Raw genomic sequence first — 26,967 nt, forward strand, 5'->3', positions numbered from 1 at the left:
TGTCCAATTTCTGGTATAAACTAATTGCTAGTAACTTTCTGGTGATTTTGAATAAACAAATAGCCAGAGCTTTTAGGAAATTTAGATATGTCAGAAAAAGTACGTGGTACGGTTAAATGGTTCAATGAGAGCAAAGGTTTTGGTTTTATTGAAAGTAGTGGAAAAGATTATTTTGTGCATTTTAGCGCTATTCAAGGCTCAGGCTTCAAAACCTTAGCTGAAGGCGCGTCAGTTTTATTTAAAGCTGGCCAAGGACAAAAAGGTCCTCAAGCTGAAGAAGTTGAAGTAGTTTAACCTACCCATTTTTCATTTTATGTATCCTGGATTAGCCAAGCCTACTCCAGGATACGAATGACCCTCTATCTCCAAGTCTATTTTTTAGCCTCAATTTCTTGCTGTAATAGTTCCAAATTCTTTTGAAAAGTTTCTTGTAATTGTTTAATTTGATTTTGTGTGTCGTTGCTTACCTTTTGAATTTGCGCTTGTAGTTGGGCTTGCATTTGCTTAATTTGCGCTTGGACTTGTGCATTCATAGCTTGCATTTGCTTTTGTTGCGTTTCTTGTAATTTTTGTAGTTGGACTTGAATTTGACTATTTAGCATTTGTACTTCGCTAGATGCGTCACTGTAAGCCCACGACGAAAAAGCAAACAAAAGAAACATTAAAAAAACTTTCTTCATATAAAACTCCTTTTTTACCAATCTTCACTTTAAACAAATCGTTTTAAATTGCAAGATGTACAATGCTATTTGTAAAACTACTTCGTAAATAAAAACCACGGGGAAGAGTGAGAATTTTTTCTCCTAGTGCATTAATGCCATAACACAATGATTTATTATTTGCTGCTTTAGGCCGAATTTGTAAATATTGCCCCATACCGGCATTTATTTCCTCTAATCTACCTGCGCTTATCATGAAGGTTAATTCTAACCAATCTGATTCCAAGATATTTTCAGTTTCTTTATTTGGCGACCATAAAACAGCCTTACCGATTCTCCTTGCAGAATAGGGAATAGTATTATTGTCCTCTATAGGTACCCATAAGATACTTTTTAGTTTTTTATAGCATTGTGAAGTTTTCCATTTCTCTTGTTGAATTGTCATAAGAGGAATACTCGTAATAAAAGTAGACTCAGCCACTTTTCCGTTTTCATTAATAGGTAAAGTTTTTAGTTCAATCTCTAAAAAGTGAAAGTCAGGCAATGGTTTTCCTTTTGCCGAGGCTCCCAGGGCCAATTCAACAAGAGTGCCTGCAAATCCTTTTCTTTGTAAAGGAGAGTAAGGTATTGAAATACCTATCAATAAAGCAAGCTGGCCCAGGGTTAAACCCTCAATATTTTGGCAGCGCTCTAGTAATTCAGCTTTGCTTTTCGGTGGACTGTTTGGAAATAACATAGGGTCTAGTCTCCCCTTCTTTCAATTCCACACTTATAGGAGGTATGGGTGAGCGAATTCCTGCGGCGCTAAACTGGGCAAGGATTGCAAATAAAAGTTTGGAGCGAATTTCAAAGCGCGTATAAAGTTCTACATTAATAAAATATCGAATTTCAAATTCAATAAGCGCATCGTCAATCTTGGTTAACAATACCTGCGGAGGCGGATCTGACAAAATCTCTGTTATGTCCACAATCACATCCAGAATCAATTGTTGCACCATAGCAGGGTCATCTTTGCGACTGACTTTAATAGGTACGACTGTTCGTACGATACTATCCTGGTGCGTCCAATTGGTAAATGGTTTGGTGAAAGTCTCAGCATTTGGGATAAGCACTTCTGTATTATCCCATGAAGATACACGCATAGAACGAATACCAATATGCGAAACTTTTCCTTCATAGCTTCCCAAAGTAATTAAGTCTCCTTCGCGAACAGGACGCTCAATCAATAACATTAATCCACCTACAATATTACTGGCAAAGTCACGGAGCCCGAAACCCATTCCCACTGCCAATCCACCTAAAACCATTGACATGCCGCTAAAATCCAGCCCGAGTATTCTTAATGAAATAAATCCCCCCAATAAAATCACAGCATATTGGGTAAAGACAGATAAGCTATTGCGTACGCCTGGATCTTTGGATTTGCGGTACAGCCAACGATAACTGAATTCGCGTGTCCACTTGGCTAACCAAGAGAAAAAGAAAATAATTAAAATGAATTCTGCTGCACTAAATAAGGTAATATGTACACCGGAAATATTGATAAAAGGATATTTACCTACTTCAATAATTTTTGCTACTACCCATGAATCGGCATACCAACCAAATAATTGAAATAAAATAGAAATACCACCTACAAAAAGTAATAACCGGAAGATGTTATCCAACGGTTTTAAAATAACCTCAATCCACAGCCAACCGTTTTGTAAAGAGGAGATCATCCAAACAGACAGTAATTCTAATGCGTCAAAAATTAAGCCCCGGGCTAACACATAGCCAGTTATTACGAGTAAAAAATAAATTTGGTATAAACTTAAACTCCAGGCTAAATTAAAATAGCCAATTAAACCAATTATCGCAGTAGAGAAGAGGGTAAGGGGAATAAGGATATTCAATATTTTAATAGCGGTGTGCAGATATTTTCTTTTAGAGCTCAAATAGGGCGCAAGTAAGTACGGAATAACTTCCCTGCTTCTCCAGGTTACAAAAGACACTGAGAGAAGAAAAATCATGAATAAGCGATTGAATATATCCTGTAGTAAAGTAGAAAGCGGCAATTGATGACTAAATACCATCAGCGCAGTTGACCAGCCGCCTAATAAAAATAACCACTTTAGACGATAGTAAAATTTTACATCCTCCCCTGAAACATCGCTCAATCTTTCTAAAAGCATTAATCGCGAAATAATAATTAAACTTCGAAAGCTTAACCAAACAAGCAACAAATTAACTAAAAGCTGAGCGTAGCTGAAGGGCACATGCGTTAAGTAAAATGAAACCCATAAAGACGTCAGCAAGGTTAAAAGAGGAATATTTCGATTCAGTAAAACCAAAAAACCATCATACAAATGGGCACTCAAGAGATAACGTTCTTTATCCTTTGCAATCCATTTCAGAAGACGATTAAGCCCCAAAAAAAACGAAAAAATCATTCCCAAAATTGACCAATAAATTATTTTTGGCCATGTATCCTGCCATAAGTAATTATCTTTAATTTGAATAATTAGAGTTTTAGCGTAGTTATAAAATTGAACCGGAATTTTTATAATTTTTAAAAGGATGAAAGACCAATTTTCCAGCTGATACTCAGTTAAACTTTGTCTTTGAGCTAATTGTTTTTTTAGTAATTCCTGCTTACCTTCCAAATTTTCTTTGATTTGAGCTGTTTCTAATTTTGTTTCTTGCAGACGTTTATCAATAGTTTTTTCTAAATTAGCAAACTGCATATTAAAAATGTTGGTAGGCAAAGATTTTTTTTGACTCTTCACTAACCCCAACATCTCTTGTAATCCGTTCTCAATATTATTCAATTGATTGAGAACACTTTTATAAATTCCAGTTACCTGTTGTAGCGTTTTTAGATCATCATTTTTTAAAGATGCGAAATCTGCTTTAATAATTTTTTTCTTCAGATCTAAAGCGGAAATTTTATATTGGATTAATACAATAAGTTGATTGTTATATAATAACTGTGTTTCATAAGTAAGATTAGAAGCAAACGTCGTTTCTACTTTTCTTGATCGTTGTAACTCTATATTTTTTTGATAAAGACTTTCCTTTGCTTCTTTAAGAACTGTAATGCGATTTTGTATTTGCTCTATATCACGTTCTTCGTCAAACTTAGCTTGCAAAATTTTCAGGTCATCCTTTTGTTCTACTAAATTTATTAAATATTGATTTGCAAGCCTGATATTTTCATTTAGTAACTCAATTGCTTTATCGTTCACTTCAATCAGGTTACTTATTTGACTGATTTTTTCTTGAACACCTAACTCATTTGCTTTTTCTAAAGGGGATTGTTGTAGCGACTGTAATTCATCAGCTAATCTACGTGCTTGTTTCTTTTGATCAGACAAAAATGAACCGAAATTTGCAATCTTGGAGTTTACTAAAGAAATCATAGTCTCTAGTTGCTGATTTTTAATGGTTAAAGAATGTTGATCAACCGGCGGCATTGCTTGTTTTAAATCATGATTAGCAATAGTTATATTTATCTTTTCCTGCGCAAGAAATTCAATAAGCTTCCCTGAGTTATCCTCTGGGCTCGCAAGCGCCGGCAAAGAAAATAGCGAAAAAAATAAAATAAATACAAAGACGAAAACAGAGCCACGACCGTAAGGCAGTGGCGATGTTAATTTTCCATAAAAAAATTTATTTTTTCTGGCTCGTGGTTGCAAAACGTATTCCTAGTTCATTTAATTGCGCAGCACTGACAGGCGTTGGCGCATTAGTAAGCAAGCAAGATGCTGATTGCGTTTTTGGAAAAGCAATTACATCACGAATGGAGGTTGAATCGGTAAGTAACATAGCCAGGCGATCAATACCTAAAGCAATTCCACCGTGGGGTGGGCACCCGAATTGCAAAGCATCTAATAAAAATCCAAATTTTACTTTGGCTTCTTCCTGCTCTATTCCCAGCAAGTCAAACACTGTTTGTTGTAATTCAGGGTTATGAATACGAACAGAGCCCCCGCCAATTTCATAGCCATTAATCACTATATCATAGGCTTTAGCCAAAGCGGCCAAAGGCTTTTCTTTTAAATCCTCTGCCGAAAGATTTTGCGAAGACGTAAAAGGATGGTGCATTGCTTGTAACTTATTTGTGTCGGAATCTAACTCGAACATCGGCCAATCGACAATCCACACCAATTTCCAGCCTTTTTCAATTAAATTACAATCGTGGCCTAATTTAATTCGCAGAGCACCCATTGATTCATTAACTATTTTTTCTTTGTCTGCACCAAAAAAGACAACGTCACCTGTCTGTGCATTTACTCTGTCTAATATCGACTGAATACTATCTTCGCTTAAAAACTTCAAAATAGGCGACTGTAGCCCCTGGATTCCTTGCTGAAGATCATTCACTTTAATATAAGCCAGGCCTTTAGCACCATAGATCCCTACAAATTGACCGTAATCATCTAATTCCTTTCGACTTAAGTTACAACCATTCGTTAGTTTTAAAGCAACAACACGCCCATTAGGGTCATTGGCAGCGGCAGAAAATACTTTAAATTCTGAATGTTGAACTAAATCTGCAATATCAATTAATTCTAAAGGGTTACGTAAATCAGGTTTATCGCTCCCATATCTATGCATAGCCTCAGCATATGTCATACGCGGGAGTTTTTCCGGAATTTCAACTTGCAATATTTCATGGAATACTTTCTTTAGCATCCCTTCAATTAGAGACATGATATCTTCTTGATTAATAAATGCCATTTCAATATCAAGCTGAGTGAATTCAGGTTGTCTATCTGCGCGTAAATCCTCATCTCTAAAACAACGAACAATTTGATAATATTTATCAAAGCCCGACATCATTAATAATTGTTTGAATAATTGAGGGGACTGTGGAAGAGCATAAAACTCGCCGGGATGCACACGCGAAGGGACTAAATAATCGCGGGCGCCTTCCGGGGTAGCCTTCGTAAGCATAGGCGTTTCAATGTCTAAAAAGGCCTGATCATTTAAATACTGACGAATACATTGATTTAAACGATGGCGCAGGGTTAAATTTTCCTGCATTTCTTTACGACGCAAATCTAAATAACGATAGCGATACCGTAGGTCTTCATTTGTCGATTGAAATTCATCGGGTAGAAAAGGCGGCGTTTGCGCTTGATTAAGAATTTCCAGGGAAGTTCCTACAATTTCAATTTTACCCGTCGCCATTTTTTCATTAATCATACCTTGCGGACGAGCGCGAACGATTCCTTCAACCCGTATTACATATTCATGACGTAGTTTTTCGGCAATATGAAAAATTTCAGAGCGCTCAGGCTCATAAACGACTTGTACTAATCCTGAGCGATCACGAATATCTAAAAAAATCACACCACCATGATCACGACGATTATGCACCCAACCGCAAATTGAAACTGTTGTATCTGTTAATGAATCATTAACTGCAGTGCATAAATGTGAACGCATATAACCGCCTATTTATTTAATAAAGTTGGAGTTTCTAATGCAACAGGCGATACCGGTTGCATTACACCTAAGGAAATAATTAATTTTAATGCTTCTTCAACACTCATACCTAACTCAATGACTTCGTCCTTAGGTAAGACCATAAGAAATCCTGATGTGGGATTGGGTGTGGTTGGAATAAAAATGGATACCATCTCTTTGCCAACTTTCGTATTTATTTCCGGGTTGGCCTGCCCGGTTTGAAACGCCAAAGACCACAAACCTTTTCGCGGGTATTCTACTAATAACACTTTACGAAATGCTTCACTATTTGTCGCAAAAATGGCATGGATTACTTGCTTTGCGGCAGTATAAATGGAACGTACCAAAGGGATACGTTCAAGAATTGACTCACTCCATCTTATCAGCCGTTGCCCCAGAAAATTGGTAACTATAATACCCGTGACTATCAATAAAATGAGAGACAACAACACACCCAATCCGGGTAGATTGATACCTAATAAATTTTGCGGCTGATAAGCATTAGGTAACAACGCGATTGTTTGATCTAGCAAATCAACAATAAATCGTAAAATGACAAAAGTGACCAAAATAGGCAACCATACCACCAGGCCCGCTAATAAATAACTTCGTATTGATTTACCTTTCAATCCCCTTCACCTTTTTTTGTGCTCGATTTAGACTCAGCAGCCTTATTTTCACTGGAAGCAGTGGAATTAGTAGCCTCTTTTTTTGGAGTAGCTTTTTTCTTATCTTTATCTTTGAAATCTGTTACGTACCACCCTGTCCCTTTTAACTGAAAACCTGCAGGAGAAACTATGCGCACCACACTTTCTTTATGGCACTCAGGACACTGTTTAACTGGTGCATCCGCAATTTTTTGCATTAAATCAAATTCATGATGGCAATTGTTGCACTGATATTCGTAAATTGGCATCAAAGTCCCCTTCTTTCCTGCGAAGTTAAATAACAAAATGGATAAACTATGCCCATCGAACCAAAGAGGAATTATAGCTAACTACTGAAAGGGAAACAATCATTACAATTGAGGATAAGTCGAAGTTGTAACCCTGATACAAGCAGTCGGGTTACAACGGGCGTGGATTCTTATGTCATTTTTTAAGGCGGTGGAGTCCCGCGACCTTCATCTGCACTGCCGGGTTTCCCTGTAACACCCCCTGGACAGAAAGTAATTTGATAGCTCGTATAAAGATCTGCTTCCCCATCCTTATTACATTGAAAAGAAGATGACTTGTCGTCAAATTGGTAAGAGTAAGCCGTTGGGCAAGCTGCCTTTAACCATAAAACGCCTTTTTGAATAGTAAAATTATCAGCAGTAGCCAAACTTGGTTTAGCACTCGTCCAATCATCATTGGTATTTACACAAGGCTTGGATGAAGCAGTTCTTGTGGCGCTTCCAACCGGTTCATTTTCCCATTCTATACAGCCACAACACCGCGGACCTGCCGCATCTAGATAGCAAGAATCTGCCGATTGATTACTGGTAGGCGTACAAGCAAATAAAGAGCCCCAATCAGCAGGCTGCCCCCCGATAGTTCCATAAGTATTTGGTAGCGGGCTTGCAATTCCATATTTGGTATATAAATTCGGTGTTCCCCATTGCCCATCTGCCTTGTATCCAAAATAGTTGGCGACAGTTGTATAACCAAGAAAAGGGGCAGCCCGTAAAACAATTTTTGCTGGATTATTCGGTGGACTTACATCATAGCTTCGACCACAGTTGGGATCGTTGGTCTCGCAGCTCAACTCCGCACCCGGAGTTACCCATTGAAAATCTTCCCGGCTTAACCCCGATAAAGATACAGGGTCAAAAACCCAAGGGCAAGCATGCAACCTAGAGTCTTCTGGTTGGATGAGTGCCCCTGCCCCTGTGCAATTGAAAGGGTCGTCAGTTGGTGGCCCAAATGCTTTAATTTCAACAGGAACCGTAAAGCCATTGATAACCGAAACGTCGTAGACTCCATCCTGACCCGGGTTTGTTTCGATAGTAAATTCAAATTTGGTATAAGGAGGTATCGGTTGTTGCAAGTCACCTGAACTTTTACAGGTAGCGGTATTATCCATAGTAGCGCAAGTGCCGGTAGTACATATAAATTTACCGTCGACCATTTTACATCCTGTTCTTGGCCAAATCGCTCCATTCTTATATACGGTGGTTGGAAGAATAATGACACTCGGCCGTTGCCCTTCTACTTGCTTGGGCAAATAATAAGCGCTAGGCGGCGCTCCATTAGGAAATTTGATTAGATTAGGATCCGGCGAGTAAATGCCCCCGGCTCCATTAGCAATGCCGTACCATACATCAAAATTACATTGATTCACGAATTGCACGTGGTGTGTGGCTTGTTGATTAGTAATCACTTCAGCAGATGTTTCTGTGTTTACTGTAGTGGTTTCTGCCAAAACAGATGCCTGGATAGTCATAGCTTTTGTAAGGGTCCGAGGGCTTACTGAGGCCATTACAAAGCAACTCTTTCCATTAGCTAACAGGGAATTCGAACACGTATCATAAGAAGCAGGTTTTACAATCGCTGCCTCGTTAGATGAAGTGACATTTACCGCTCCAAGCTTTTTAGGGGTTCCGCTCGCGCATTCGTTTGTAAAAACAAATTTCACCACATTATCTGCGTAAAGATAAGTTTGTGTAGGCAAAGGTAAAACAGTGGTACCGCGAACCGTACAATTTGCTTTGCCCACAGCCTTAAGTGGCGGTAAAGGAAACTGTTTTCCATTGTAAGAGTATATCAGTTGAAAAGTCGAAACATTCGCCGCCTTTGGTACAAAGCTTACTATTACCTTACAAGTTCCCTTGGGCTTTAAAGTCACGTTATTACAAAGGTTATGAATAGTAAAATTTCCACCCACGGTTTTAGCGAGTGTACTGAGCTTCACATTGGCGCTTAAGTTATTTCTTAATACATAGGTCACTACTGATTGCGTTCCCAGGATTGTATCGGGAAAACCTTTTGCAGGACTCAGGATCCAGGAAACAGGAGCAATCGCCCAAGCATTCAAAGAAAAGTTGAACAGCGCTAAAAAAAATAAGGAACGTAGTTTGTTATTCATAAAAAAAAGAAATCGGCACAAAAAGCGGCCATCTGAACATAGTTTTTCAAAGAAGTCAAAGATTGGAATTATGCATAAGATGAGTAATTTTTCCTTGAAATGGCACTGTTGTAATTAAAGGCATTCCCATACGCTCTTTTAAAATACTTATATTTTCCCCTAAGGCCATCATATTTGGATCAAGACAATTTGCTATCCACCCTGCACAGGAAATTTGATTACTTTTCATCACTGCTTCCGTCAGCAAAGCATGATTGATACATCCTAAGCGTATACCTACTACCAGTATCACGGGAATACCGGTATATTTTAAAAAATCCAACCAGGTTTCTTTTTCATTTAAGGGCACCATTAATCCCCCTGCGCCTTCAATTAATACAATATCCTGGTTTTTATAATGCGGAGCAAAACAATAATCAGCTATATCAGCAATATTTAAATTTACGCTCGCATAATGTGCTGCAATGTGGGGTGCTATGGGTTCTTTAAATCGCCATGGAGACGATACATGAGCAAAGGACGGGTTTAATTCATTCAAGAGAAGTTCATCCTCACTGAATAAACCCCGAGCAGAATCTTTACACCCGGAAGCGACCGGTTTAATGCCTACTACTCGATTATTTTGGCTCTTAAAATAAGCAAGCAATTGGCAGGTTATATACGTTTTTCCACAATCTGTATCGGTTCCAGTAATAAAATAGGTATTCATAAATGCTCCTTTAAAGCAGTTATAAACTCTTGTGGGTGCGATAAAAAAGGCATATGCCCAGCTTTGGGAAATTCGTGATAAGAAAAAGCAGGGTAAGATTTTTTCATTACTTTAATAATTTTGGGTGGAATAATGGTATCGAGCTTACTAAACATAAATACTATGGGTTTGGTTAATTCTTTGATAAGTAAACGAAAATCCCACGTAAACAAAATATTTAATCCTGAAATCAGGGCCGCTTTTTCTATGTTGTTTTCATCTAGAGGTTGAATCAAAGCCGCTCTTTTATCTTGAAGCTTTATAAACGCTTTAACAGCTACTAAGGGATCTTTCGCCACCTGCTCTTGGAAAGCTTTAAACATATTTTCATCAATTCCTGGCCATTGATTATCACCCATAAAAAATGGAGGTGCCGCAACATTAATTAATTTTTTGATTTGCGTTTTTTCTTCAAGGGCTAAACGCAAGCCATACAACCCCCCTAAAGACCATCCTACAATGGTAAAAGGAGATGGAATAACCTGTAACAGCTGCGTTTTAAAAGTTTGCCAGTTCATCTGCGAACTTTTTCCAAATCCTGGTAGATCAATCAAATAGATTTGATAGAGTTTCTCTAATTCCGGTAATAGAGAATTCCATATCGTTTGATCAAATCCCCACCCATGAAAAAAAACAATACGCTCACCTGTACCGAATATATTAATGTGAAGGTGTTTCAAAACTTTCTTTCCTTATTGATTTTTTCAAGGGTATCTACTAACAGATCAAGGGCTTTAAAATCATGCTGATAATTAATATTAATCCGTAGCCCGGTTTCTTTTGTAGAAACCGAAGGAGGCCTAATGGGCAAACAAAAAATATTTTCCTTTTTAAGCGCTTCTGAAAAAGAAAATGCTAATTTAGGACAACCCAGTTGTAAGTTTTGAATGGGCGTATATGAGTTACTCCACAGCAGTGAAGAATTTTTAATACGCATACGAAAATAATCGACCAAGGCAAAAATCTTTTCCCTGCGATTATCCGCATTAAGAAGATAGTCCAAGGTTTTTAGCAAACCATAACAAAAAGCGGGACTCACTGCCGTGGAATAAATATTGGCTCTTGCTATTTGTAATAAAGCATCTATCCATATTTTCTCTCCAGCAACAATAGCACCCGAAGCCGAAAATGCTTTACCTAGCGGAATAACGCGAAGAGGTACTTCCATTTGCGTTAACCTCGCACCAGCCACCGCCCCAAGTCCTTGCGGACCTAAAATTCCAAAGGAATGCGCTTCATCCACAATAAGGGAAGCATTGAATTGCTTCGCCAAAAAAGTAATTTCATTTAAAGGAGAGATTGCACCGTTCATACTGAAAATCCCTTCTGTAATAATTACTTTGTTACCATTATTTCTTTTTAGTTTACTTTCTAAATCTTCTAAATTATTTGAGCGAAAACGCAAAGCTTTTGCTTTCGCTAAACTTATTCCGTCATAAATAGATGCATGGATATTTTTATCAATAACGGCAATAGTGTGAATCGATTCTAATAAACGAGGAATACTACAGTTTACGCTGTATCCCGAAGGAAACAGCGCACAAGCATCAACATTTAAAGCGCTGGCAAACGCTTCTTCTAATTGAGAGTGAACAGAATAATAACCTCCAAGAAAAGCAGAGCCCCCACTCCCTACAGCAAATTTTCTAAACCCTTCGCAATAAGCCTCTTTGATGACTTTCTCTGTTCCCAAAGCCAGATAATCATTACTACTAAAATTAAGAAATCTTCCCTCTTCTTTTATTGTACGTTTTCTATAGAGATTATTTTTTTTAAGGCTTGCCAATTGCTCAGTTAAAGTATTAGCAATATTTTTAACACGTGAGGTGCTGGTATCTTTAAAGTCTAAAGAGCCATCGTTTTCTAGCATGAGTAATCTCGTTGTTTAGAGACCTTTGCCTTTAATCCAAGTTTTTTAAGCAACACCGCATCTTTGTCGGTAGAAGGATTCGCTTCTGTTAATCCTTTCTTCCCTAAAAATAACGAATTAGCGCCGGCAAAAAAACAAAGCGCTTGTAATTCATCACTCATTGCCGTACGACCAGCCGTTAGCCGTACCACGCTTTTAGGCATTAAAATACGCGCGGTAGCAATGGTGCGAACTAACTCAAATCCTTCTACTTCTTTTTGATTGGCTAAAGGTGTTCCTTTTACCGGAATAAGCCGATTAATAGGTACACTTTCTGGTGGGGTTTTAAAATTGGCAAGAGTATAAAGAAATTCAATGCGATCAGATTGTGTTTCTCCTAAACCAATAATCCCGCCGCAGCAAACGTGGATTCCCGCTTGACGTACACGTTCCAAAGTTTGTAAGCGGTCTTCAAACGTACGGGTGGAAACTACTTTGGGATAATAAGAAGGAGAGCTATCAATATTATGATTATAAAAGGCAAGACCCGCTTCTTTTAATTCTTTAGCTTGTTCTAACGTTAACATTCCTAAAGTCATACAAGTTTCAAGACCAACCGCATTTACTTCTTTAATTATTGTTTTAAGATCTTCCATTGCTTTATTAGGAATACTTCTCCATGCAGCACCCATGCAAAAACGAGAGGCCCCTTTCTCTTTTGCTTCACGAGCACGCTCCACAATTTTCTCTACTGCCATTAATTTTTCTTTTATGACATGGGTAGTATGATGCCCACTTTGCGAACAATAGCCACAATCCTCTGGACAGGCTCCTGTTTTAATACTAAGTAACATAGCTTTTTCAATTTGATTGGGATCATGGTGCAGGCGATGAACTGTATGTGCTTGATTTAGCAGATCATTAAAAGGTTGCGTGTAAATTTGCTTTACTGTGTCAATTGAAACCGGCATGCGTGATCCTTTATTTTCTTATTTTTGGAAACATGATAAATTGCTTCCCTCTATTGTCAACCAAAAATTTAAATTATGGTTAACCACTCGCCTGCAATTGCCAAAAATCTCAAACACGTTTGGCATCCTTGTACCCAAATGAAAGATTTCGAAACCTATTCACCTTTGTGGATACATTCTGCCAAGGGGAGCTATTTATATACGGATCGAGGACCAATTATTGATGCCATTTCGAGTTGGTGGTGTAAATCGCTTGGGCATGGGCATGAAGAAGTTTTAAAAACTATAGGAGCCCAATTAAAAAATTTCGAACATGTTATTGGTGCGGGTACCTGCTTTACATCAATCAATGAATTGGCGGAAGAATTATCGGCTTTAACTAATCTGCAACATTTGTTTTTTGCCAGTGACGGCTCTTCTGCAATTGAAATAGCACTAAAGCTCGCTTTACAGGCCTGTCAAATTCGCGGGGAAACGAAACGGACGCAGTTTTTATCTTTAAAGAATAGTTACCATGGGGAAACCTTAGGTGCCTTAAGCGTCAGTGGGCTAAATCTCTATAAAAATCCTTATTCTGGCTATGGCTATCCCTGTATTTTTTTAGAAGATATCCCTTATGTAAATAACACTTCTAACCCTTTATGGGATAATTGCGAGGTAGCATGGACGCAAACCTTGAAAAAAATCGAACCTGTTAAAGAAAATATCTGCGCTCTTATTGTTGAACCCCTGGTTCAAGGCGCTGGCGGAATGCTTTTATACAGTAAAGATTTCTTAAGACGTCTATACGAATGGGCAAAAAAGAATGATATATATATTATTGCTGATGAAATAATGACAGGGTTTGCCCGTACTGGTAAGTGGTTTGCGAGTGATTATGTCGATTTAACTCCTGATATCCTATGTGTGTCTAAAGGGATAACGTCTGGCTCTTTACCTCTCAGTGTGGTTTTAATAGATCATGCAATTTACTCACTATTTTATAGTGATTATGATACCCATTCCTCTTTTTTGCATTCGCATACCTATAGCGGAAATGCCCTAGCGGTTTCCGCAGCTTTAGCCACTATAAGAGTCATGCGTTCTATTGATATTCAACAAAAAGTGCAAGCGATGGGAGAGCTGCTGAAAGAATCTTTTGTATACATCGCTGAAAAAACACAAAAGTTGATCAAGATACGTTCTTTAGGTGGGTGGGTAGCAGGAGATTTGGTAGAAAATGGCAATCCGCGTTTAGGTTTTTCATTGCAAAAGGAAGCATTACAAAAAGGCGCACTTCTAAGACCTTTAGGAAATACGGTATATTGGCTGCCATCATTTCTTATTGATGAAAATACTATTGGGAAATTAATGGAAATAACACTAAACTCAATAGAAACAATTTATAAAACAAGAGGATAATCCCTTACTTGGATAACCCATGAATGTTTCTGCCACGAAGAAACTAAATACCTATTTAGTGCTCAATATTGTTTGGGGAACGCTATCCACCCTTCTTCTTCTTTTAGTTTTATATTTTACCTGGCAAAAAGAGCGTTTAAATATTCAACATATGCTTTATTCGCTCACTAATGAAATTGCTGAGCAATTTGACAATTTTTTGCATTCCATGGTTAATAAGGTCATCACGCTCGACTTATCAAACAATCAATCACTAACTTGTTCGCCTGCTCTTTTAAAGCATATGCAGCAGTTTATTTATAATGAACCCATGGTTTCCGGGATTTCTATCAAAAATAAAAGCACTCATTGCAGTACCGTTCATCAAGAAGTGCAAATGAGTAATAATCCCGCAGGATCTATACATTTATTTGGCCCTTTTCGTATGACGAATAGTGACAAACCTGCTTATGTTTTACGTCAGCGCCTGGGGGAAACTAATATTGATATTTATTTGCTAGCACAAGTTCTTGCTAAACATTTACAAACAAACTCTCTTCTCGCAGGGAAAATCGCATTGTACAGTGAAAATGATGGCAAAGTTATTTTGCAACTGTCAAGAAACAATGAAACGAATGCCTGGCGAATGGATAAACCCTTTCAATATCTAAAAGAAGAAAATTCTGACATAGATATCATGCGTGCTAACCTAATTTTTTTAAATAATTTTAAAATAATTTTAAAAGGTGATTTAAGTCAAATTAAACAAGTTACGTGGAACCAGGAATTAATCGCAGCAATTATCATTATCCTCGTTTCTATAACCATCTATTATTTATTACGGGCATTAATTACACGCCATTTTTCTTTGCGAAGAGCTGTTATTCTTGCCATGAAAAGCGAACGGTTTTTTCCTATGTATCAGCCTATAATTGACATTAAGGAAGGCAAGTGCATAGGTGCTGAAATTTTACTCCGTTGGCGAACTATCGATCAGGAAATTATAACCCCTGATTTATTTATCAAGGATGTGGAGGAATCAGGACTGATTGTAAATATTACCATACAGCTTGCTGAAAAAGCCCTGCAAGAGTGCCAAAGCTTACTCCTTACTAATCCGCAATTTCATCTTGCTTTTAATTTAGCATCCACTCATTTTGCAGACGAAAGGTTTTTCCAACGTTTCATTGCGCTTTGTGGGAAGTACTCCATACCTGAAAATCAAATTATGTTAGAAATAACCGAGCGCGATCTATTAAAACAGGATGATGTAGCCTTAATACGAATGATGAGACAACTCCGTGAAGCGGGTTTTTCTTTAGCCGTTGATGATTTTGGCACAGGGCATGCTAGCATTAGTTATTTACAACACTTTCCCTTTAATTACCTAAAAATTGACCAACTTTTTATTAAAGCCATCGGCACAGGAGCTATTACTGAAACATTAAACAATTCCATCATTCACATGGCTAAAAATTTAAAACTGCATATTATTGCTGAAGGGGTAGAAACATTTACGCAATTTGAATTTTTGCAATCGCAAGAAGTTTATTTAATGCAAGGATGGTATTTCGCTACTGCAATGCCTATTGAGCAGCTCATTCAATTTATAAAGGGAGTTCATTATGAATAAGCCACTTTATTTAGTAAAAAGTCTATTGGTAGGGACATTATTTTTTGTGAACTCACTCCCTCTGTATGCCCAAGTAACCATATTACACCCTAAAAATACATACTGGGAATGCAATGCTTACGACCAAGATGATAACTTATGGATCGCCCAAAGCAGCTATGAGCGCTCCTCTATTAATAAAGCATTGGATACTTGTAAAAAAATGAGTAAAAACCCGGGGACTTGTAAAGTCGCAAAAGAAAACTGCTTCGCTGTAGTAAATGGTGTGGATACACGTCCTATGTGGCAATGCACTGCTTTTGATCAAATGGCAAAAGAGTGGAAAAGTGCTTATTACACCAAAAGAGATGACGCAGCCCTAGGCGCAAAAGCCTTTTGCCAAGATCATAGTGGCATGCCAGACACGTGCTATATAAATTTAATGACCTGTAGTAACAAAAATAAATTTGTGCATTAGGAAATGTATGGTGTTTTGTATTGGATTAACGGGAACTATTGCTAGCGGAAAATCAACAGTTGCTCAAGAGTTTGCTAATTTAGGCGTTCCTATTATTAGTGCAGATGGTATCGCCAAAGAAATAACCGCTAAGAATACTCCCATAAGCCTACAAATCATTCACCATTTCGGCAGTGACGTAGCTTCTGTTGACGGAGCATTAAACCGCAGCTTGTTAAGAAAAATTATTTTTAACAATCCACAAGAAAAGCTCTGGTTGGAAAATTTATTACATCCTCTTATCCGCAAAGAAATTGCACAACAAATCAAAACCATTAACGCGCCCTATTGCATCATTGAAATACCCCTATTAAAAAATAAAAAAAACTACCCGTATTTGAATCGAATTTTGGTAGTACTTGCAGGAGAAGAAACCCAGATTAAACGGCTAATGAAACGGGATCATTGTAGTAAGCAAGAAGGGTTAGCAATTCTTAAAACACAAGCAAGTGAAACGGCCTTAAAAGCAATTGCCGATGATATAGTGATAAACAACGGCGGTTTGCAAGATTTACAAAAGAAAATACAGCACCTACATGCGAATTATTTACGCGCAGCGCAAATAATTCGAGGTAACTAAATCAAAAGCAGCCTAAATGTTAGCGTCATCTTAACCCACCGAAACTCCTTGATTGCGCTGCGCTACATCAAGGCTATTTTGTGAAGCTTCGATAAACTCTTGCCCACAACTCTTGGTAAAAAATAATGGACTACGCCCCGTAACTTTGGCATAGATAAGCCCCGGCAGGATACCTGTGACTACCAATGCCAGATAGCCTAAGCAAGATTTCATAAATTGAATCCAGGAGCTATCGCGGTGGAGCCTTATGTCTTCATTAAATTCCATCAATTTGTTATGGAACTCCATCAGACGTAAACTCGGTAAGGGCTGTTCTGGATTCAGTAATGCGTCGCGTAGTTGCGCCACAAGCGATAACTTATGATCAATCTTTGCAGCATTGATCGCGTCACTTTCATTTTTTGCCAATTGATATTCTAAATAAGAGTAATATCTTATGGTTAAAGGCAATAACTTATTCGTTAAAACCTCCTGCGATTTTAATTCTTTTTCTGCAAGGAGTTTTTGTGTCAATAAATCCTTTTTCAATTGGCAAATTTCTTGCTCAAATTTCCCAGATCGCTCTTTTTCTTCGCTTAACGCGGTTTGCAGACTCTCCATTTCAGGTGATGGAGCACCTAAAGCGATGGCATGATTTTTAATTAATCTAAAAAAGCCTTCTTCCACAATAGAGTCTGGTTTAACTCGCAAATCAATGCCTTTTTCTTTTAATAATCTTCCTCCCAAGTAAATGATTTCTCTGACAAATAAAGATAAAGCAGAGGGGCTTATATTTATCCCATGGTCTTGGACTAAACGACTTAACAGTGGGAGATTACTATTTAAACCGGTCATCATGTCATATAGTTGTTCCAGTTTTTGTAAATACTCTTCGGTATTCAGTTGATGCGCTTTAAGGTATTTACTTAGGGGATTTGATATCAACTGTATTTTGTCATGAAATGATTGAACGGTGTCGGCTGGTAACCCTGATTGCACGCCCTTAACTCTCTCTAAAACCGTAATGAAAGCACGTTCTACAGTTTGGGGAGTTCTTTCTGGTAGAGCGCTTAGCTCAGCATGGATGCTATCAAAGTGTTCATTTTTCTCCCGAGATAAATCTTGTAAGAACTCGGTAAATACGTTTTCAAAGTATTCAGGCGACCTTAAAAACAAGTCGAGCTGTTGAAAGGTTTCTTTTAACTCTTCTTTGAGCTGAGAGAAATGCATTTCCGTTGTATTTTTAATCCCATTTTTTAAAATGTCTTCGCACTCGGCAACGATTCTTTTATGATCTGGATTAGTAATCCTTTCCTTATCAGCACTCGCTAAAACCTCAAAGGGTTCACTAACCACACGTAATAAGTCCTGCTTATCGCTCAAACTTAGATGGTTACGAAGATATTTTCGGCTAATGGTGTCCACAAAAATAGATAAAACATTGGAAAATGCTTTAAATACCTCCCTGTTTTCTAATAAGAAGCTCAAACGTGGGTCAATGTCTTCTGCGGAATTTTGGATTTTTCTAATAATAACTTGTAAAGAGCGTACCAACTGAGAGACTATGACGCTGGGTTTAGCATCTTCACTAATATCCATAAACCGGTGCACATACAACATGGCATGTTCCGTGTTAACGAACTCTCCCTTCATCGCTGGAGATACCTCACTCATACTGACACAATGGGGTCTTTGAAAATAAACTAAACGCTGGCCATCAGCAGCAGAAGCCAAAGACAAGTAAGGATATCCTCCTTTAGTAAACTCTTTAAAGGCTGCATCATTCTTGTAAACATCATCATAAAATTGCAAAGTAGTAATCGTTCTTTCTGAACTCGATTGGCAAAGGAATGAGGTAGTTAATGCGTCCAATTGGGGATGTTCGTGATCTACGGCTACATTTTGCGTTTTAAAAGCCCCTAATGGCTCGGATGTTTGGGAAAAGAACTGTAACAGCTTATAGATTACTAACTTCTGAACGGTTGCCGTATTTCCTTTAGGTACTATGGTACGTTGCTGGTTGTACAAATTGCCACTAGCAGTTCCATGGTGCCCCGGGATAATTTTTGCTTGCGCTCCAAAAGGAATGATGGGTGTAAAACAATAGGTTCGCTCGTCACGGCATATTAACAGCTCATAATTGGAACAGGGCAGTCTTTCGAAGAATCGAGAATCACTCCAAGTTAAATAAGATCCGGGATCGCCTGGGACCGGATCAATAAGAAATGGAAATACTTTAATTCCTTGAAGACGGGTTAGAAGTCGGCGGCGTAACTCCGGTGATTCATTAATTTCTTTGAATAATGGCGCTACGATTGCACTTTTTGTATAAGCACAGGGGCTGCCTTTAAGTACTTCAAATAAAGTCTTAACTCCATACTCAAGTTCGTGTTTTATTCGATTTAATTCATGAATAAGCAAAATGGATTGTACTGCACCACGGCTATGCCCAGTAATATGGATATTTTTTTTACCTTCAGCCACCGCACATAAAACTAAAAAGACCGCTTGCGCAATTCGCTGCCCCACTTCCCTACCTAAGGTTGTCGGGCCATTTAATACATCGACAGAAGGCGAAGTATAGGACAATACCTCCCCTACTCTTGTTTCGGCCGCTTCACCTTCATTTAAAAGACCTGTGGTAACTTGCGCCACATAGGATAGGGTTTCTCCATGATCGTAACTCGTTTTTTGTCCTGAAATAGCGGTAGGTCTTGGTGTAAATACCGTGTCGGTGCCTAATAAAAAAAGAAAGTAATCAGGATTCGTATTGATGGGTCCATCAAGTAATGAAAGTAGTGTATTTAAATTATCTGGTTTAGGCATACTTAAGCAGGCAAATATATGGTTAAAATAGGCGCAAATTTTAATTTTTTAGAGCATGGCTGTCAAGAATGCACAGCTTAAGTACCGTCACCTTTTATCCCTCTAGTAGTGAATTACCAAGCCGCGCACGTAGTAAGCGGAAGTTTTGCAGCGGGGCGGCACGTAAGCAAGCGGAAATTTGAGGTACGATAGCCTAAAAACTCTACGCCCTAACGGTTGTGGCTCGGTAGAAAAATCACGTTGAAAAGGAACGTTTCATCCTTAAGGCTCAACTGTTATCCTTAAACGAGCGTGCTAAAACACTTGTAACTGCCCAAAAGGAGGCAACTTACTACATAATGCCTGAAGCTTTTGCTTTATCATTCAATTCTCCAATTTAAAATGCATGAATAAGTTTAATTTCTGCATCCTTGCTCCTAATTTCTTCTATAGTCGGTTGCAGGTTTTTTGCAGTGACATCCAGAGCAAAAAAAGTATGTTGTTTAACGCTATTTTGATAGGTATAAATCGTTTCATAATGATCCGATCCAGATATATCGTTACTTGAAATACATCGTATCTGAACCTTTTTTTGGCCTGCAATTTCAGCAACTTGATACCCATTTTCATGAAGTGTGTTAATAGCATCCAAGAACCCTTGATACCGAGGTACCCGTATACGTTGATATCCATAGGTTTCTTGTTTTTTGGTAGAAAAACGTGTCGCAGGCGCATCTTCATCTACCAGAGAAATATTCGGATTTACTTGATGGAGTAAAGACAGCCCCTCGCTGAAGTCCGCGAGAGAAGTCTTACCCTTTTTTACAATAATATCGGAAGTAGGGGCGGCTTGGTCCGCTTCCTGGTTGTACCAGTATGCTATGGGGGCAGAAACTATTCCCCGGGCGATTAAATCAATTGAAACAACAAAAAATGTAATACAATCGGCCAAAGTCTTATGCTCGCTATTCCAAAAAGCATTCTTTAGTGGTGTTAACTTTTGAAAATACGAATAGTTATAAAAAGGGGTAGTATGGATAAACAGGCCATAATCTTGAAAGGCTGAGGCTACGTAATGTTGAAAAGACGTGGCATTATTTTCACTTAATAATGGCCAGCATAGTAGAGAAATTAGACCCTTGGCCCCCCATTCCAAGCTCGTGTTAATTCCAATAAATAGACTCATTAACATATACTCAGAAAAAATAATTTCTTTATGGGTATGCTCTTTTCTGGCTTGCGCATAGGATTTAATAAAAATCTTCCAAAAGGTCAAAAGTTGTTTGAAGAAAGGAAACATATAAAAGGGTTTATTTTCTCCTAGAAAATCACCAAACTCTTCGGCCATTTCCACGTTACGCCATTCCAATGCAGTAAGATACGTCTGAAATAATGGGCGTTTGTATTTGCTATCCTTCTGCGAAATTCTAGAACTCAATTCTGACGTAAATCGACCCATTTGCTTGGACTCCCTTAAATTTTGACAATGTAGAAGACGAAAGCTTAATGGAATATTAAGAAAACGGAAATGGAAGTTTTTCTCTTAAGATTGTATGGATGATCTCGACATACTTGAATAAACCACTCCATGAGTTCTTGATAGTGCCGGTTTTGTGCTGTTCTCATCCACCACGTGCACAAACGATTCAATAACTCCTGATTCGGCCGAGAGAGACTCCATCAGTAACCATTTGCTTACTTGTTCACATTTAAAGATTGTATGGGTGACGCGACACATACTCTGAAAGAATTATTCTCATCTCTACATACACACCCAAGACCATTGCTATTTTTACCTTGTCCTCACCCTCGATAAAACCTAGTTTGAAAGATAATTTGATCCTTTGAAACGATTCACACTTGCTTATCTTTCCAGGTGGCCCTTAGCGAATTATTTTGCGACGACAACTTAGTCGCTGCCGCAAAATAGCTGATTCATAAATTGAAATTTGATTGTATCACTGTTTTAATTGCTCTTATTTGGGTCTTATGTGCTAAAATATAACCATTGTTAATTATTTGGAATGGAACATGTCAACACCAGACAATGAGTTCCTATATCAAGCTGCGGTGGAATGGATTAAAAAAAATCCAGACACCACAGGTTTATCAAGCAAGGATAAAGATGCTTTTTTGAGTTTTAAAACATTATCACCTGAGGATAAGGGTGAGTTGTTACTTACCTTGTTAAAAACAACTGGGCTAGCCGAAAAAATCAAACCAGCATTACCTTATCTAACATTCGATTTGCAAGGAATACCCCAAGAGTTGTATTTGGAGATTGCGGCTCAATTAGAAAATGAATCCCATAGAAGCCATCTGGTGAGTGTTTCAAAAAACATGCATTCTTTTATCCAAACATCCCGCTTGCAAGATAAATTTCTGCAACATGTAGCATATGGTGAGCAGGGTAAGGCAGAAAAATTATTTACAGAGGTATATCAAGGAAAGACAGAAAAGATACAAGAAGCTTTACGTCATCAAGGGACGTTTACGGACTACTCGGGCCGAACCTTTCAGTGCAGTGCGTATGAATACGCCTACTGGGCGAAAGACACCCACATGTGTCGAATGTTAGAACGTCACATGGATGATGCGACCAAAAAAGAAATGTTAGCACGTGTGAATAAAATAGAACACACAGGACTTTCGTATACTCAAGACGGTGTTGACTATTGCACGCATCATTTTGATATGACACCCTTGATACAAGCACTTCAATTTTACGTTGATAACTATAATGCATGGTCGACTGCACATAATCAGGATGCTTTGAAAGCTGCTTGGATGAATGTGGGCCTTGCGCAGCGCGATGTGCCTGCTCATGTGGCGCAAGAATATTGTAGACCGGACCGATCATTTCATCCCTGCCCACTTTTTAATGAACCGGTATTACCACGAATTTTAACTTTTTATAACTGGCTTACTAAGCGGGACAAACCTTGGTTTCCTTTAATATCTAATTCTGGTCTCGGTTTTGATTTTGCATTAATGCGATGGGGCAAGCGGGAGGGGCCTGAGCCATGTGGGCCGTGGGTGAATGGGATAGGCGCGGCACATGATTTAGCAGCCGTTAGCCGCCTGGATGCAGTAAGGACAGCAGATCTCACTCTTTCGTGGAAGCACTTAAACTCACCGGCAATATCTCATGGAGTGAGCATACTGAACTTCTCAGTATAGTCGCGGCGATACGTAGAATACTAACGTACCACACCACTGCAAATTTCCCCTTACTTCGCGGCTCAGTATCATTCCCAAAGAAAAAAAGGTTATGATTACTTAGGCCCTTGGTGTTATCAATGATCGGAATAAAAGCTGGTGGGTGCCAAAAGGCTCAACCGAAGTTGCTTCGGATTTTTATTGCCCTTTTTGATCACTTAGATTACATTGCCGGACTTTGTTTATTCATTTAATCTAATTTTTACCTTACTAATTTTTTGTGTTACCCTATTCTTGATATCACCAGGAATCCCTATGCATGATGAAACAATAACTTTTCAACTGGCTACGCATTTCTTGCCGAAAGTTGCATTACGTTTGGAGTGTTTATTTCTTACTATAGAGCAAGCGTGTGAAGAAACACATCCGGTTATTCATCATTATGCATTAAAAAACATTATTGAAGTCATTCAACTTATTGAGAAGCCAGAATTAAAAAGCCGTTTCTTAAAAGAATTAATGCGTATAGAACATGCGATTAACAAATCGCAAATTACAATTTCAGATGCTTTATATGCAAATCTTTTCGTACAAGTACAATTTCTAAGTCATGTAGCAGGCAGGTTTGGGGAAAATATTCACCTGGATACTTTTTTACAAGCAATACGCCTGTCGCAAACGGGCAACCATAGTGATTGTGAAGTTCATTCACCCCAATTATTACTGTGGTTAGAAAGTGATGCTAAAAAAAGACAGCTCGATCTCTTAACTTGGCTAAAACAACTCAAATCTTTAACAGAGACAGTAAAAGTCTATTTATCTTTATTAAGAAATACCGCAGAATTCGATAAAATTGATATGTACAACGGCTTTTACCAACGTTCACTTCCTTCTAAAACCTCTTGCCATTTAATCCTTTTGCGCATGGATAAAAATTGCGGTATTGTTCCAAAAATGCAGCTGGGCCACCATGGTTTAAGTTTAAGACTATGCGAAGCTAATTCTATGCATGAGGTGAGAAGATCAAATACCGCCGTTGATTTGGCCATTTGTCAGATTTAATATAACTTATAATAACTTATTGCGTATTAATTCAATAATTTGCTTATTAGCCGCAGGAAATTCAAAATCTTTTAGGTGGGAAAAAGGTACCCAATTCATTTGCGGTTGATTTTCCAAGCATAACGGTTCTCCTTGAAAAGCCTTGACATGAAAAACTAATAAATGAACTTTTTTGTCGCTGTAGTCATAATTGACTTCGCCAAGGAACTGATAATCAACTACTTCCAGTCCTACCTCTTCCCGCACCTCTCTTAACAAGGCGATGGCAGGACTTTCATCTTCTTCTAGTTTACCACCCGGAAACTCCCATAAACCCGGGTGAGAAACATGTGGAGGTCTTTGGGCAATTAAAAACCTTTTTTGAATATCCGTAATAACCGCAACAGCTACCTTCATGCCAATTTGCCGTGGCACATTTTAAATTTTTTCCCCGACCCACATGGACAAGGGTCATTTCGGCCTACTTTTCTACTTTCTCTTTTAAAAGTTGCCGACGTATGCACCTCCTCTTCAGGAGCCTCATTGTCATGGATATACTGCATTCGCGTGATTTGTTCTGCACGGCGACGTTCTTCAACTGCTTCCACATCCTCTTCTGTACGAATTTGGACTGCTGAAAGAATACGCACGATTTCATACTTCAAATTATCTAGCATCATAGAAAAAAGTGTGAACGCTTCTCTTTTATATTCTTGCTTGGGATCTTTTTGCGCATAACCTCGTAAATGGATGCCCTGACGTAAGTGATCCATATTGGCTAAGTGTTCACGCCATTGATGATCCATGTTTTGCAAAATAACCGATTTTTCAAATTGGGCTAAATTTTCACGTCCTACCAGTTTTTCTTTTTCCTCATACTCTTTAACAGAAAGATCCACAATCCTGTCTTTAATCTCTTCTGTTTGAATATGAGGATCTGCATCGACCCAAGCTTTAACGGACGCTTTTACTTTAAAGTCTTCAAAAAGCACTTGCTCTAAAGTTTTTATATCCCACTGATCTTCTAAACTAGCAGGAGGTATGTAACTATCCACTAAAGAGCTTAAAACGTCTTCGCGCATTGCCTTAATGGTGTCTAATGGGTCGGTAATGGCCATAATTTCAGCACGTTGGGAATAAATCACCTTGCGCTGTTCATTGGCTACATTGTCATACTCTAGCAATTGTTTACGCACATCAAAATGATGCCCTTCTAATTTACGTTGTGCATTTTCAATTGCTTTAGTCACTAAACTATGTTCAATAGGTTCGCCAGGTTTCATACCAAGACGGCGCATCATCCCCGCCACTCTTTCGGAGGCAAAGATACGCATTAAATTATCATCTAAAGATAAATAAAATCGGCTACTGCCGGGGTCGCCCTGGCGCCCAGCACGGCCTCGAAGCTGGTTATCAATTCTGCGAGATTCATGGCGCTCCGATCCGATAATACGTAAACCACCTGCTGCAATTACCGCTTCATGTCTTTCTTGCCATTCCTTTTTAACTTTTTGTCTAGCCTCGTCACTAGCTTCTTCTCCTAATTCAGCAAGATCGGCAGCAAGGCTTCCACCTAAAACAATATCCGTTCCCCGCCCGGCCATATTCGTAGCAATTGTAACTGCTCCTGGTCTTCCTGCTTCCGCAATTATTTGGGCTTCTTTCTCATGGAATTTAGCATTCAATACTTGGTGCTTAATTCCCGCTTTTTTAAGTAAATTGCTGAGTAATTCGGAAGCTTCAATAGACGCGGTACCTACTAGCACAGGCTGTTTTCTTTGCGCACATTCGCGAACGTCTTCAATAACCGCCTGATATTTATCTTGCAAAGTTAAATACACCAAATCTGCCTCGTCTTTACGACGCATAGGTTTATTAGTAGGAATTACCACCACTTCCAAATTGTAAATTTGCTGAAACTCATAGGCTTCTGTGTCGGCAGTACCGGTCATCCCGGCTAATTTGTTATATATTCTAAAGAAATTTTGGAAAGTGATAGACGCTAAAGTTTGGTTTTCATTCTGAATTGCTACATTCTCTTTGGCTTCCATGGCTTGATGCAATCCGTCAGACCAACGTCTTCCCGGCATGGTTCTGCCTGTATGCTCGTCTACAATAACTACCTGGTTATTTTGCACAATATAGTCCACATCCCGATGGAACATAGCATGTGCTCTCAGGGCGGCATTAACATGATGCATAAGCATAATATTGCTAGCATGGTAAAGGCTTTCGCCTTCTGCTAATAACTTTTCTTTGATTAATAGTTCTTCAATATGTTGGTGACCAGCTTCAGTGAGATGAGCCTGTTTTTGTTTTTCATCAACCGTATAATCTCCCGCATCCCCTTCTTCTTCTTGTTTTTTTAATAAAGGAATTAGTTTATTTACCCGAATATAAAATTCGGAGCTATCTTCTGCCGCACCGGAAATGATAAGAGGAGTACGCGCCTCATCAATTAAAATAGAGTCTACTTCGTCAACAATAGCAAAATTGAGCTCACGTTGGACTTTGTCGGCCAGATTAAATGCCATATTGTCACGTAAATAATCGAAACCAAATTCATTATTCGTTCCATAGACAATATCAGCAGCATAGGCTTGTTGCTTTAGCTCATGCGGCATGTCAGGGAAAATCACCCCTACTGACAACCCTAAAAATTCATAAATAGGTCGCATCCATTCACTGTCACGTTTGGCCAAGTAGTCATTTACTGTAACAATGTGAACACCTTTTCCAGAAATTGCATTTAAATAAACAGGGAGTGTTGCCATTAGGGTTTTACCTTCCCCAGTACGCATCTCAGCAATATTCCCTTCATGTAAAACCATTCCGCCAATTAACTGGACATCAAAATGGCGCATCCCTAGAGTTCGCACCGAAACTTCACGAACGACCGCAAAGGCTTCAGCTAACAGTTCATCTAACGTTTCACCTTCTGCGAAACGCGATTTAAACTGCGTAGTCTTTGCAGCTAACTCAGCGTCAGATAAAACCTGCATTTGCGCTTCAAATGCGTTAATGGCCGTGACTGTTTTTTCCATGCGCCGCAAGGTTCGCTCATTCCGGCTTCCAAACATTTTCTTCATTAACGTATTCAGCATGACCCTGATAATCCTCTAAACGATCGATTTTTAAAAACTGCTT

The 26,967-nt window shown here is 38.6% G+C and carries 22 protein-coding genes; 7 read left to right on the forward strand and 15 right to left on the reverse strand.

The window, feature by feature from the left end; all coding sequences use genetic code 11:
- Positions 1–87 precede the first annotated feature (87 nt).
- A complete protein-coding gene (locus EL206_RS03730) occupies positions 88–294 on the forward strand; it encodes a cold-shock protein (protein ID WP_058461413.1) in 207 nt (68 codons plus the stop codon).
- A 77-nt stretch (positions 295–371) separates the two neighbouring features.
- Here the strand turns inward: EL206_RS03730 and EL206_RS03735 are convergent, their stop codons facing one another.
- From EL206_RS03735 to bioB, 11 genes are all read right to left on the reverse strand, one after another.
- The gene (locus EL206_RS03735; RefSeq protein WP_065310919.1) at positions 372–680 is read right to left on the reverse strand and encodes a hypothetical protein; all 309 of its coding nucleotides are present in this window, start codon (positions 678–680) and stop codon (positions 372–374) included.
- Between the two features lie 43 nt (positions 681–723).
- Complete coding sequence (gene mutH / locus EL206_RS03740) at positions 724–1,395, reverse strand: DNA mismatch repair endonuclease MutH (RefSeq protein WP_058461412.1); 672 nt, start codon at positions 1,393–1,395, stop codon at positions 724–726.
- On the reverse strand, positions 1,358–4,114 hold the full coding sequence (locus EL206_RS03745) for a mechanosensitive ion channel domain-containing protein (RefSeq protein ID WP_407637796.1): 2,757 nt from the start codon (positions 4,112–4,114) through the stop codon (positions 1,358–1,360). The genes mutH and EL206_RS03745 overlap by 38 nt, the downstream gene beginning before the upstream one ends.
- Before the next feature lie 196 nt (positions 4,115–4,310).
- Positions 4,311–6,092, reverse strand: a complete 1,782-nt coding sequence (gene aspS, locus EL206_RS03750) for an aspartate--tRNA ligase (RefSeq protein ID WP_058461411.1) — start codon at positions 6,090–6,092, stop codon at positions 4,311–4,313.
- 8 nt (positions 6,093–6,100) lie between these two features.
- Complete coding sequence (locus tag EL206_RS03755) at positions 6,101–6,742, reverse strand: DUF502 domain-containing protein (protein ID WP_058461410.1); 642 nt, start codon at positions 6,740–6,742, stop codon at positions 6,101–6,103.
- Positions 6,739–7,029, reverse strand: coding sequence for an FmdB family zinc ribbon protein (locus tag EL206_RS03760; protein WP_058461409.1), 291 nt, complete (start codon positions 7,027–7,029; stop codon positions 6,739–6,741). Before EL206_RS03760 ends, EL206_RS03755 begins: the two co-directional genes overlap by 4 nt.
- A 182-nt stretch (positions 7,030–7,211) precedes the next feature.
- Complete coding sequence (locus tag EL206_RS03765) at positions 7,212–9,179, reverse strand: thaumatin family protein (RefSeq protein WP_058461408.1); 1,968 nt, start codon at positions 9,177–9,179, stop codon at positions 7,212–7,214.
- Between the two features lie 55 nt (positions 9,180–9,234).
- Entirely contained in the window at positions 9,235–9,888 is a 654-nt protein-coding gene (gene bioD / locus EL206_RS03770; protein ID WP_058461407.1) for a dethiobiotin synthase, read from the reverse strand.
- Positions 9,885–10,607, reverse strand: a complete 723-nt coding sequence (locus EL206_RS03775) for an alpha/beta fold hydrolase (protein ID WP_058461406.1) — start codon at positions 10,605–10,607, stop codon at positions 9,885–9,887. The genes bioD and EL206_RS03775 overlap by 4 nt, the downstream gene beginning before the upstream one ends.
- Positions 10,604–11,797: an aminotransferase class I/II-fold pyridoxal phosphate-dependent enzyme gene (locus tag EL206_RS03780; protein ID WP_084758815.1), complete on the reverse strand. Its 1,194-nt coding sequence runs from the start codon at positions 11,795–11,797 to the stop codon at positions 10,604–10,606. Before EL206_RS03780 ends, EL206_RS03775 begins: the two co-directional genes overlap by 4 nt.
- Positions 11,791–12,747: a biotin synthase BioB gene (bioB, locus tag EL206_RS03785; RefSeq protein WP_058461405.1), complete on the reverse strand. Its 957-nt coding sequence runs from the start codon at positions 12,745–12,747 to the stop codon at positions 11,791–11,793. Before bioB ends, EL206_RS03780 begins: the two co-directional genes overlap by 7 nt.
- A 138-nt stretch (positions 12,748–12,885) precedes the next feature.
- Between bioB and bioA the strand changes: the two genes are divergently transcribed.
- The 4 genes from bioA to coaE are packed head-to-tail and all read left to right on the forward strand — an operon-like array spanning position 12,886 to position 16,836.
- On the forward strand, positions 12,886–14,148 hold the full coding sequence (bioA, locus tag EL206_RS03790) for an adenosylmethionine--8-amino-7-oxononanoate transaminase (protein ID WP_232048507.1): 1,263 nt from the start codon (positions 12,886–12,888) through the stop codon (positions 14,146–14,148).
- 19 nt (positions 14,149–14,167) lie between these two features.
- Entirely contained in the window at positions 14,168–15,760 is a 1,593-nt protein-coding gene (locus EL206_RS03795; RefSeq protein WP_058461403.1) for an EAL domain-containing protein, read from the forward strand.
- Entirely contained in the window at positions 15,753–16,217 is a 465-nt protein-coding gene (locus tag EL206_RS03800; RefSeq protein WP_058461402.1) for a hypothetical protein, read from the forward strand. The genes EL206_RS03795 and EL206_RS03800 overlap by 8 nt, the downstream gene beginning before the upstream one ends.
- Positions 16,218–16,224: 7 nt before the next feature.
- Positions 16,225–16,836 carry a dephospho-CoA kinase gene (gene coaE, locus EL206_RS03805; RefSeq protein ID WP_058461401.1) on the forward strand — a complete coding sequence of 204 codons (612 nt, stop codon included), beginning with the start codon at positions 16,225–16,227 and terminating at the stop codon, positions 16,834–16,836.
- A 30-nt stretch (positions 16,837–16,866) separates the two neighbouring features.
- Here coaE and EL206_RS03810 read toward each other — a convergent pair whose 3' ends face one another.
- Positions 16,867–19,641 (reverse strand): hypothetical protein, encoded by a 2,775-nt coding sequence (locus EL206_RS03810; RefSeq protein WP_058461400.1) that lies wholly within the window; start codon positions 19,639–19,641, stop codon positions 16,867–16,869.
- 376 nt (positions 19,642–20,017) lie between these two features.
- The gene (locus EL206_RS03815; RefSeq protein ID WP_131739765.1) at positions 20,018–21,079 is read right to left on the reverse strand and encodes a hypothetical protein; all 1,062 of its coding nucleotides are present in this window, start codon (positions 21,077–21,079) and stop codon (positions 20,018–20,020) included.
- A gap of 572 nt (positions 21,080–21,651) precedes the next feature.
- Here EL206_RS03815 and EL206_RS03820 point away from each other — a divergent pair.
- Positions 21,652–22,800, forward strand: coding sequence for a hypothetical protein (locus EL206_RS03820; RefSeq protein ID WP_058461398.1), 1,149 nt, complete (start codon positions 21,652–21,654; stop codon positions 22,798–22,800).
- Between the two features lie 294 nt (positions 22,801–23,094).
- The gene (gene zapD / locus EL206_RS03825; RefSeq protein ID WP_058461397.1) at positions 23,095–23,841 is read left to right on the forward strand and encodes a cell division protein ZapD; all 747 of its coding nucleotides are present in this window, start codon (positions 23,095–23,097) and stop codon (positions 23,839–23,841) included.
- A gap of 6 nt (positions 23,842–23,847) precedes the next feature.
- Here zapD and EL206_RS03830 read toward each other — a convergent pair whose 3' ends face one another.
- Both EL206_RS03830 and secA read right to left on the reverse strand, forming a co-directional pair.
- A complete protein-coding gene (locus EL206_RS03830; RefSeq protein WP_188331942.1) occupies positions 23,848–24,237 on the reverse strand; it encodes a (deoxy)nucleoside triphosphate pyrophosphohydrolase in 390 nt (129 codons plus the stop codon).
- Positions 24,234–26,924, reverse strand: coding sequence for a preprotein translocase subunit SecA (secA, locus tag EL206_RS03835; protein ID WP_058461396.1), 2,691 nt, complete (start codon positions 26,922–26,924; stop codon positions 24,234–24,236). Before secA ends, EL206_RS03830 begins: the two co-directional genes overlap by 4 nt.
- Between the last annotated feature and the right edge of the window lie 43 nt (positions 26,925–26,967).

Origin of the sequence: Legionella adelaidensis (assembly GCF_900637865.1) — a bacterium.
GTDB classification, from domain to species: domain Bacteria; phylum Pseudomonadota; class Gammaproteobacteria; order Legionellales; family Legionellaceae; genus Legionella_A; species Legionella_A adelaidensis.

Bases quoted from the DNA above. Each gene is read 5' to 3' on its own strand.
- EL206_RS03730 (WP_058461413.1), top strand. From the start codon at position 88: ATGTCAGAAAAAGTACGTGGTACGGTTAAATGGTTCAATGAGAGCAAA.
- EL206_RS03735 (WP_065310919.1), bottom strand. From the start codon at position 680: ATGAAGAAAGTTTTTTTAATGTTTCTTTTGTTTGCTTTTTCGTCGTGG.
- mutH (WP_058461412.1), bottom strand. From the start codon at position 1,395: ATGTTATTTCCAAACAGTCCACCGAAAAGCAAAGCTGAATTACTAGAG.
- EL206_RS03745 (WP_407637796.1), bottom strand. From the start codon at position 4,114: ATGCCGCCGGTTGATCAACATTCTTTAACCATTAAAAATCAGCAACTA.
- aspS (WP_058461411.1), bottom strand. From the start codon at position 6,092: ATGCGTTCACATTTATGCACTGCAGTTAATGATTCATTAACAGATACA.
- EL206_RS03760 (WP_058461409.1), bottom strand. From the start codon at position 7,029: ATGCCAATTTACGAATATCAGTGCAACAATTGCCATCATGAATTTGAT.
- EL206_RS03765 (WP_058461408.1), bottom strand. From the start codon at position 9,179: ATGAATAACAAACTACGTTCCTTATTTTTTTTAGCGCTGTTCAACTTT.
- bioD (WP_058461407.1), bottom strand. From the start codon at position 9,888: ATGAATACCTATTTTATTACTGGAACCGATACAGATTGTGGAAAAACG.
- EL206_RS03780 (WP_084758815.1), bottom strand. From the start codon at position 11,797: ATGCTAGAAAACGATGGCTCTTTAGACTTTAAAGATACCAGCACCTCA.
- bioB (WP_058461405.1), bottom strand. From the start codon at position 12,747: ATGCCGGTTTCAATTGACACAGTAAAGCAAATTTACACGCAACCTTTT.
- bioA (WP_232048507.1), top strand. From the start codon at position 12,886: ATGAAAGATTTCGAAACCTATTCACCTTTGTGGATACATTCTGCCAAG.
- EL206_RS03795 (WP_058461403.1), top strand. From the start codon at position 14,168: ATGAATGTTTCTGCCACGAAGAAACTAAATACCTATTTAGTGCTCAAT.
- EL206_RS03800 (WP_058461402.1), top strand. From the start codon at position 15,753: ATGAATAAGCCACTTTATTTAGTAAAAAGTCTATTGGTAGGGACATTA.
- coaE (WP_058461401.1), top strand. From the start codon at position 16,225: ATGGTGTTTTGTATTGGATTAACGGGAACTATTGCTAGCGGAAAATCA.
- EL206_RS03810 (WP_058461400.1), bottom strand. From the start codon at position 19,641: ATGCCTAAACCAGATAATTTAAATACACTACTTTCATTACTTGATGGA.
- EL206_RS03815 (WP_131739765.1), bottom strand. From the start codon at position 21,079: ATGGGTCGATTTACGTCAGAATTGAGTTCTAGAATTTCGCAGAAGGAT.
- EL206_RS03820 (WP_058461398.1), top strand. From the start codon at position 21,652: ATGTCAACACCAGACAATGAGTTCCTATATCAAGCTGCGGTGGAATGG.
- zapD (WP_058461397.1), top strand. From the start codon at position 23,095: ATGCATGATGAAACAATAACTTTTCAACTGGCTACGCATTTCTTGCCG.
- EL206_RS03830 (WP_188331942.1), bottom strand. From the start codon at position 24,237: ATGAAGGTAGCTGTTGCGGTTATTACGGATATTCAAAAAAGGTTTTTA.
- secA (WP_058461396.1), bottom strand. From the start codon at position 26,924: ATGCTGAATACGTTAATGAAGAAAATGTTTGGAAGCCGGAATGAGCGA.